Source organism: Lysinibacillus sp. NPDC093216 (genome assembly GCF_050280325.1).
In the GTDB taxonomy this organism is placed as follows: domain Bacteria; phylum Bacillota; class Bacilli; order Bacillales_A; family Planococcaceae; genus Lysinibacillus.
Genome location: NZ_JBNNVB010000055.1, coordinates 1 through 6,970 on the forward strand (window position 1 = coordinate 1; position 6,970 = coordinate 6,970).

Annotated in this window: 4 protein-coding genes, 16 tRNA genes and 1 riboswitch; of the genes, 18 read left to right on the forward strand and 2 right to left on the reverse strand. The window is 41.6% G+C overall.

The window, feature by feature from the left end; translation table 11 throughout:
• The first annotated feature begins 12 nt into the window (after positions 1 to 12).
• The 17 genes from ACQKOG_RS26835 to ACQKOG_RS26915 all read left to right on the forward strand — a co-directional run bounded on the left by ACQKOG_RS26835 (position 13) and on the right by ACQKOG_RS26915 (position 2,879).
• Positions 13 to 88, forward strand: a tRNA-Asp gene (locus ACQKOG_RS26835).
• Between the two features lie 11 nt (positions 89 to 99).
• A tRNA-Thr gene (locus ACQKOG_RS26840) sits at positions 100 to 175 on the forward strand.
• Between the two features lie 6 nt (positions 176 to 181).
• Positions 182 to 265 (forward strand) — tRNA-Tyr (locus ACQKOG_RS26845).
• 5 nt (positions 266 to 270) lie between these two features.
• Positions 271 to 344 (forward strand) — tRNA-Trp (locus ACQKOG_RS26850).
• Between the two features lie 47 nt (positions 345 to 391).
• Positions 392 to 467 (forward strand) — tRNA-His (locus tag ACQKOG_RS26855).
• A gap of 8 nt (positions 468 to 475) precedes the next feature.
• Positions 476 to 550, forward strand: a tRNA-Gln gene (locus ACQKOG_RS26860).
• Positions 551 to 565: 15 nt separating this feature from the next.
• A tRNA-Lys gene (locus ACQKOG_RS26865) sits at positions 566 to 638 on the forward strand.
• Between the two features lie 15 nt (positions 639 to 653).
• A tRNA-Arg gene (locus ACQKOG_RS26870) sits at positions 654 to 730 on the forward strand.
• An 18-nt stretch (positions 731 to 748) separates the two neighbouring features.
• Positions 749 to 825, forward strand: a tRNA-Pro gene (locus tag ACQKOG_RS26875).
• 13 nt (positions 826 to 838) lie between these two features.
• Positions 839 to 914 (forward strand) — tRNA-Ala (locus ACQKOG_RS26880).
• Positions 915 to 926: 12 nt separating this feature from the next.
• Positions 927 to 1,019: transfer RNA gene (locus ACQKOG_RS26885), tRNA-Ser, on the forward strand.
• 9 nt (positions 1,020 to 1,028) lie between these two features.
• Positions 1,029 to 1,104: transfer RNA gene (locus ACQKOG_RS26890), tRNA-Phe, on the forward strand.
• A 3-nt stretch (positions 1,105 to 1,107) separates the two neighbouring features.
• Positions 1,108 to 1,181: transfer RNA gene (locus ACQKOG_RS26895), tRNA-Gly, on the forward strand.
• Positions 1,182 to 1,188: 7 nt separating this feature from the next.
• Positions 1,189 to 1,265 (forward strand) — tRNA-Ile (locus ACQKOG_RS26900).
• A 4-nt stretch (positions 1,266 to 1,269) separates the two neighbouring features.
• Positions 1,270 to 1,346, forward strand: a tRNA-Asn gene (locus ACQKOG_RS26905).
• Between the two features lies 1 nt (position 1,347).
• Positions 1,348 to 1,419: transfer RNA gene (locus ACQKOG_RS26910), tRNA-Glu, on the forward strand.
• Between the two features lie 413 nt (positions 1,420 to 1,832).
• Positions 1,833 to 2,879, forward strand: coding sequence for a nitric oxide synthase oxygenase (locus ACQKOG_RS26915; RefSeq protein ID WP_415731685.1), 1,047 nt, complete (start codon positions 1,833 to 1,835; stop codon positions 2,877 to 2,879).
• Positions 2,880 to 2,971: 92 nt separating this feature from the next.
• Here ACQKOG_RS26915 and ACQKOG_RS26920 read toward each other — a convergent pair whose 3' ends face one another.
• A complete protein-coding gene (locus ACQKOG_RS26920) occupies positions 2,972 to 4,180 on the reverse strand; it encodes a CynX/NimT family MFS transporter (RefSeq protein ID WP_370080885.1) in 1,209 nt (402 codons plus the stop codon).
• 175 nt (positions 4,181 to 4,355) lie between these two features.
• A riboswitch (Lysine riboswitch) is annotated at positions 4,356 to 4,532 on the forward strand.
• 87 nt (positions 4,533 to 4,619) lie between these two features.
• Between ACQKOG_RS26920 and ACQKOG_RS26925 the strand changes: the two genes are divergently transcribed.
• Positions 4,620 to 6,083 carry an amino acid permease gene (locus ACQKOG_RS26925; protein ID WP_370080731.1) on the forward strand — a complete coding sequence of 488 codons (1,464 nt, stop codon included), beginning with the start codon at positions 4,620 to 4,622 and terminating at the stop codon, positions 6,081 to 6,083.
• Positions 6,084 to 6,636: 553 nt separating this feature from the next.
• Here ACQKOG_RS26925 and ACQKOG_RS26930 read toward each other — a convergent pair.
• A complete protein-coding gene (locus tag ACQKOG_RS26930) occupies positions 6,637 to 6,858 on the reverse strand; it encodes a hypothetical protein (RefSeq protein WP_427448585.1) in 222 nt (73 codons plus the stop codon).
• Positions 6,859 to 6,970: the final 112 nt, after the last annotated feature.

Consider the following 6,970-nt stretch of genomic DNA (forward strand, 5'->3'; position numbering starts at 1 on the left):
CGCAACCAAAATGGTCCCGTGGTGTAGCGGTTAACATGCCTGCCTGTCACGCAGGAGATCGCCGGTTCGATCCCGGTCGGGACCGCCATTTTTTTTTTTGCCGGTGTAGCTCAGTTGGTAGAGCAACTGACTTGTAATCAGTAGGTCGTGGGTTCGACTCCTATCGCCGGCACCATCCCTTGGAGGGGTAGCGAAGAGGCTAAACGCGGCGGACTGTAAATCCGCTCCTTAGGGTTCGGCGGTTCGAATCCGTCCCCCTCCACCATTTTTAGGGGCATAGTTCAACGGTAGAATAGAGGTCTCCAAAACCTTTGGTGTGGGTTCGATTCCTACTGCCCCTGCCAGGTTTCTAGGTACTCGTTATCAAAAACTACTGTGATTACATATAGTGGCGATTGTGGCGAAGTGGTTAACGCACCGGATTGTGGTTCCGGCATTCGTGGGTTCGATTCCCATCAGTCGCCCCATTTATAATTGGGGTATAGCCAAGCGGTAAGGCAACGGATTTTGATTCCGTCATGCCTAGGTTCGAATCCTAGTACCCCAGCCATTCATTTTTTAATATGAGCCATTAGCTCAGTTGGTAGAGCATCTGACTTTTAATCAGAGGGTCGAAGGTTCGAGTCCTTCATGGCTCATCAGTTTTTATAAATGCGCCCGTAGCTCAATTGGATAGAGCGTCTGACTACGGATCAGAAGGTTATGGGTTCGACTCCTGTCGGGCGCGCCAAAAAAAGCCTAATAGTATCGGAATGTAGCTCAGCTTGGTAGAGCACTTGGTTTGGGACCAAGGGGTCGTAGGTTCGAATCCTGTCATTCCGACCATCTTTCCTAACATGGGGCCTTAGCTCAGCTGGGAGAGCGCCTGCCTTGCACGCAGGAGGTCAGCGGTTCGATCCCGCTAGGCTCCACCATTTATATATTTCGGAGGTATACCCAAGTCTGGCTGAAGGGATCGGTCTTGAAAACCGACAGGCGGGTAACACCGCGCGGGGGTTCGAATCCCTCTACCTCCTCCATATTTTTTCGGGTCAGTAGCTCAGTTGGTAGAGCATTAGATTGAAGCTCTAAGTGTCGGCGGTTCGATTCCGTCCTGACCCACCATCTGCGGGTGTAGTTTAATGGTAAAACCTCAGCCTTCCAAGCTGATGTCGTGAGTTCGATTCTCATCACCCGCTCCAAAATAATGGGCCTATAGCTCAGCTGGTTAGAGCGCACGCCTGATAAGCGTGAGGTCGATGGTTCGAGTCCATTTAGGCCCACCATTATTCCGAAGTAGCTCAGTTGGTAGTAGCACCTGACTGTTAATCAGGTTGTCGCAGGTTCGAGTCCTGCCTTCGGAGCCACGGCCCGTTGGTCAAGTGGTTAAGACACCGCCCTTTCACGGCGGTAACACGGGTTCGAATCCCGTACGGGTCATCAAGCATGTTGCACATTAGTGCGACATGCTTTTTTTTTGTATCTTTTGAAAACCCCTTGCTATGCGAGGGGTTCTAAAGAGCTTCTAGCTATGGACGAGAAAAAAACCCAGCCGTACAATGAAATCAGGTCTGGTCAACCGTGACTTCGTACGAAAGGGGATCAGCGTAAAAAAGGGGCAAATCCATGCTCAACAGTTATTCCCTCTGTAATTTCCCCTAATTTTAATAATGTCTACTCAAAATGGGCATCATAATCCATAAATAACTTTAGTTTTAGAAAAATAAAAGAGAGATGCTATAAAATATTGAACAAAGTATTTCATATATAAAATATGTATGTTTTCTGGCAGATTTTATCGTGGTGATTATAGTTCCATTCCTCTAATATGAGGGGAGATGGAGGAATTCAATATGAATTTACATGAAGTACAGCGGTTTTTAGAACTTTATCAAGTAGAACAAAATGAATCAAAAACATGGCTAGACAATAAATTACAGCAAATTAAAATAGCAGGCGAATATATACCGACAACGGAAGAATTAATCTTTGGTGCGCGAGTAGCATGGCGCAATAGTAATAAGTGTATTGGTCGATTGTTTTGGCAATCGCTGCATGTTGTTGATGCCCGTGATATTTCAAAAGAAGAGGATATTTTCAACGCATTGCTTGAACATATTCAATATGCAACAAATGATGGAAAAATTCGTCCAACAATAACGATTTTTGCACCGGGGCGTGTACGTATATGGAATCATCAGCTAATCCGTTATGCTGGCTATGAAACGGAATCTGGAATCGTTGGTGATCTGCATTCTGTTGAGTTTACAAAAGTATGTGAGTCACTCGGCTGGCAAGGTAAGAGAACAGCATTTGACGTGCTTCCACTCGTTGTACAGGTGGATGGAAGGGAACCACAAGTGGTTACTATCCCTGACGAATATGTACTAGAGGTACCTATTCGTCATCCGGAATCTGCTCAAGTAGAGAAGCTAGGATTAAAATGGTATGCAGTGCCGATTATTTCAAGCATGCGCTTTCAAATGGCAGGTATTGATTTTGAGGCGGCCCCATTCAATGGTTGGTATATGGGTACAGAAATTGGAGCACGTAATTTAGCAGATCATGAGCGTTACAATATGTTGCCTGCTATAGCAGAAATTTTCAATCTTGATACAACTAAACAGGCTTCTCTATGGCGTGATCGCGCATTAGTTGAGCTGAATATTGCCGTTCTGCATTCCTTTAAAGAAGACGGTGTCAGCATAGTAGATCATCATACAGCTGCACAGCAATTTAAATTGTTTGAGGAAACAGAAGCAGCAGCGGATCGAAAGGTTACTGGCAATTGGACGTGGTTGATTCCACCTCTCTCACCAGCTACGACTCATATTTTCCATAAACCTTATGTTAATGTTTACAATACACCAAATTACTTTTATCAGAAACCACCTTATTAGTAGAGAAAGGCAGCACACTTTAAGATTGTGCAAATACAAAGCGACCCATGATCAATTATGCCGAGGCATAATTTAATCATGAGCCGCCCTTTTTAATTCACATATTCATTTTTAGAAGCCCTAAATGAACATATAAAGAGAATAAATGTTACGACAACAAATAACCAGCCGGTGATATTCCAACCACCGAATAAATCATGTAAATAACCAAATAAGATTGGACCGATTGCGGCTAATAAATATCCTAGTGATTGCGCAAATCCTGATAAATCAGCTGCCTCAAAAGCTGTACGGGTACGTAGTGTAAAGAACATCATCGCTAATGCGAATGAAGCGCCTCCGGCTAAGCCTAGTAGCACCATCCACAGTACAGCGAGGGTCGTCCATTCCATGACTACTCCGATAAAGCCAACTAAGTAAAATACTGTAAACATTAATACGAGAGGACGTTGAGATGTCATTTTACTAGCGATAATAGGAACAGCTAAAGCCATTGGAACTTGTGAAAATTGCATGATGGAAAACATCCAGCCTGCGCGATCTGCAGCTAATCCTTGTGATATATATATTTCAGGAATCCAAGCGGCGGTTGTGTAGAATAATAATGACTGAAATCCCATAGCCCCTGCTACTGCCCAAGTAACAGGTGATTTCCATAATGGTGTACGTTCTTTCGTAGTCTTATTAGTCGGTTCAGGCTTATTAAATTTCAACTGTGGAATCCAAATTACAATAGTTAACACCACAAGAACAAGTGAAATGGCCAGTGCACCTTGCCAACCAAGTGATGAATTGGCAACAGGATAGCTAATGCCAGCACCGAGTCCAGCCGTCAAATTCATCGACATTGTGAAAAATGCCATAAGTAAACCTACGTGAAAGGGAAATTTCAATTTAAGTAATCCTGGAATTAGTACATTACCAAATGAAATGGCTATACCAATTAGCATCGTACCAAATACGAGTAAACTAGTTGTGCCAAGGGAGCGTAGTACAATCCCTCCCCCTAAAAGAATAGTTGATAAAAATAATGTTAATTCTAGTCCAAATTTACGTGCGACAATTGGAGCGAATGGTGAAATGATTGCAAATGCTAGCAATGGGATCGTTGTTAGAAAGCCTGCTAGTATATTGGATATGCCGAGGTCTTCACGGATAAAGGAAATGATAGGTCCAACAACTGTTAGCGGCATCCGTAATGTCGAGGCAATACAAATTATTCCGATAACGAGCAATAAGGTTGTACCTTTCCAGTTAATTTTCCTGCTAGGATAAGTATCGGTATGTTCATGAGTAGTCAGATAAATCCCCCCTTGTTAGAACAAACTTGATTGAATCACTATACCACTTTATCACAATAATAAAAATAGTGGAAAATTCACAAAATATAGAATATTAATCGAGTTATTGAAATGCCATAGGTCGTATGTTAAACTAATACCCATCATAAATTTAATATTTAATGCCTCATGTTTGTAGTGAGGTAGAGGTCGCGGTATTTAAGAGTATGTTAATGGAAATGACAAGCATTAGAGAAATTAGCTGAAAGGAAATACTGCCGAAGTGTGAGGGGACTTGAAAACCTCATGCTGGGGCTGTCTCCGAAAGGAACAGAACTGTCACGTTTGAACAACGTGTTGAGCTATCATTTTGAAGGAACAGAGGATTTACTTAGCCATCACAGCAACGTTCATGTGATGGCATTTTTTTCGCCTCTTAAAAAAGGAAGGAAGCTATATCGTGAGTGAAATAAAAGTCAATCAGCTCGGTCATAAAGCACCGAAGCTGAAAAAAGAATTAAAAAGCCGTCATATTACAATGATTTCATTAGGCGGTACAATCGGTACTGGATTGTTTTTAGCTAGTGGAGGTGCCATTGCGCAAGCAGGCCCTGGCGGTGCACTACTCGCCTATGCATTAATCGGTATCATGGTGTATTTTTTAATGACGAGCTTAGGGGAAATGGCAGCTTATATGCCATCATCGGGCTCATTTAGTACGTATGCTACAAAATTTGTAGACCCAGCTCTAGGCTTTGCGCTTGGCTGGAACTACTGGTACAACTGGGCAATTACAATTGCGGCAGAAATTTCTGCTGTCTCATTAATTATGAAATATTGGTTCCCAGATAGCTCATCAGCACTTTGGACTGTTTTATTTATTGCTGTCGTTTTAACGTTTAATCTATTATCTGTAAAAAGCTATGGTGAAAGTGAATATTGGTTTGCCATGATAAAGGTTGTAACTGTCATCATTTTTATTATTATCAGTTTCCTAATGATTTTTGGTATTTTAGGAGGAAACGCTCCGGTAGGCTTTACGAATTTCTTTATCAGTGATGGACCATTCCACGGTGGATTTCTTGCTACATTTGGTATTTTCTTAGCTGCTGGATTCTCGTTCCAAGGGACAGAGCTACTTGGAATAACAGCAGGTGAAACAGATGATCCTGGTAAAAATATTCCGAAAGCTGTTAAGTCTGTTTTCTGGAGAATTCTTTTATTCTATATTTTAGCGATCGGTGCAATTGGGCTGCTGATTCCATTTACAGACTCACGTTTGCTATCTGAAGATATCGCTGTTTCACCATTTACACTGGTGTTCGACCGTTTAGGAATTGCCTTTGCTGCTTCATTGATGAATGCTATCATTTTAACGGCAATGCTGTCAGCAGGGAATTCAGGGCTGTACGCATCTTCTCGTATGCTTTGGCAATTGGCAGTAGATGGACATGCACCGAAATTTTTCGCTAAACTAAGCCGTCGAGGTATTCCGATTTACGCATTACTGGCGACTTTAGCTGTAGGCTCCCTAGCATTTTTAGCTTCATTCTTTGGTGATGGTGTAGTCTATATGTGGCTTCTAAATGCCTCTGGGATGTCTGGCTTCATTGCTTGGCTAGGAATTGCATTTAGCCATTACCGTTTCCGTCGAGCATTCGAGGTACAGGGCTTAGATCCGAAATTGTTACCGTATAAAGCAAGGCTATTCCCATTCGGCCCGCTATTTGCCTTTACGGTTTGTATGATTGTTGTTATTGGACAAAACTACAATGCCTTTATGGGTAATACAATAGACTGGTATGGAGTCCTTGTCTCCTATATCGGTATTCCACTGTTCTTATTCTTATGGCTTGGCTATAAAATCAAGCATAAAACTAAAATGCTTCCATTAGAGCAATGTGATTTAAAAGTCGAACAATAAAAAATAAAACTGTCCTGTAAGTCATAGAAATTGACTTGCAGGGCAGTTTTTTTAGTTTAATAATAAATTTGTAATTCTAGACGTACAATCAAAATACTTCAAGTGAACGATTAATCTTTAAGGTTCAAAACCTCGTATCACCATAATTGCAATCATCGATCCGTAGATGACAAGAATAAGCAAAATGATGAGTAATCCTAAATATTTAGAAATACCTGTTTGTTTTGATCGAATTCCGGATATCCCAAAATAAACACTCATTATCCACAGTAGAGCACCTAAATAAAAGTAAATACCAAAAATGCTGTTTTCACTTAATGAACTAGCATAAAACAATAACAACCCAATAATACAAAATATAATAGAAAAAAACCGTAATTCCTTCTAAAAGTCATTTTTCCAGCCCTTTCTAAATTATTTTGATTATTGCTAACAATATACCAATCAATACAGTATGTTACAAATCTGCATTTTAGGCTTCAGATAAAATTACTGGAGAGAATAAAAAGGGGACTTTAGTTTCTCGAATCGTCCCCACTTTTGGTGCGCAACCTTAATATGGTAAAATGATAGATAAATAACACATCATCAAATTTTGGGTAGGACATTTGTTGAAACGTATACCATGCATATAAGTTGATTGGAGTGGAGGCTGGGCGACTCCTTGGGGATTAGCAATAGAGGAACGAAGGCTAAGAACATCACGTCCTGTGATAACGCCTTCGTGACCAACATCCTGCTGCTGACGCTTCGTTAGCACTACGCTTCCGCGCAAAAAACATCTGTTGCCCCAAGCGGCTCATCGGACGCCCCCAGGAAGCTCTGCTCTGCGCGAAAGCGAAGCGTCAGCGGCAAATGTTTTATCTGTGCGAAAGCGAAGCGACAGC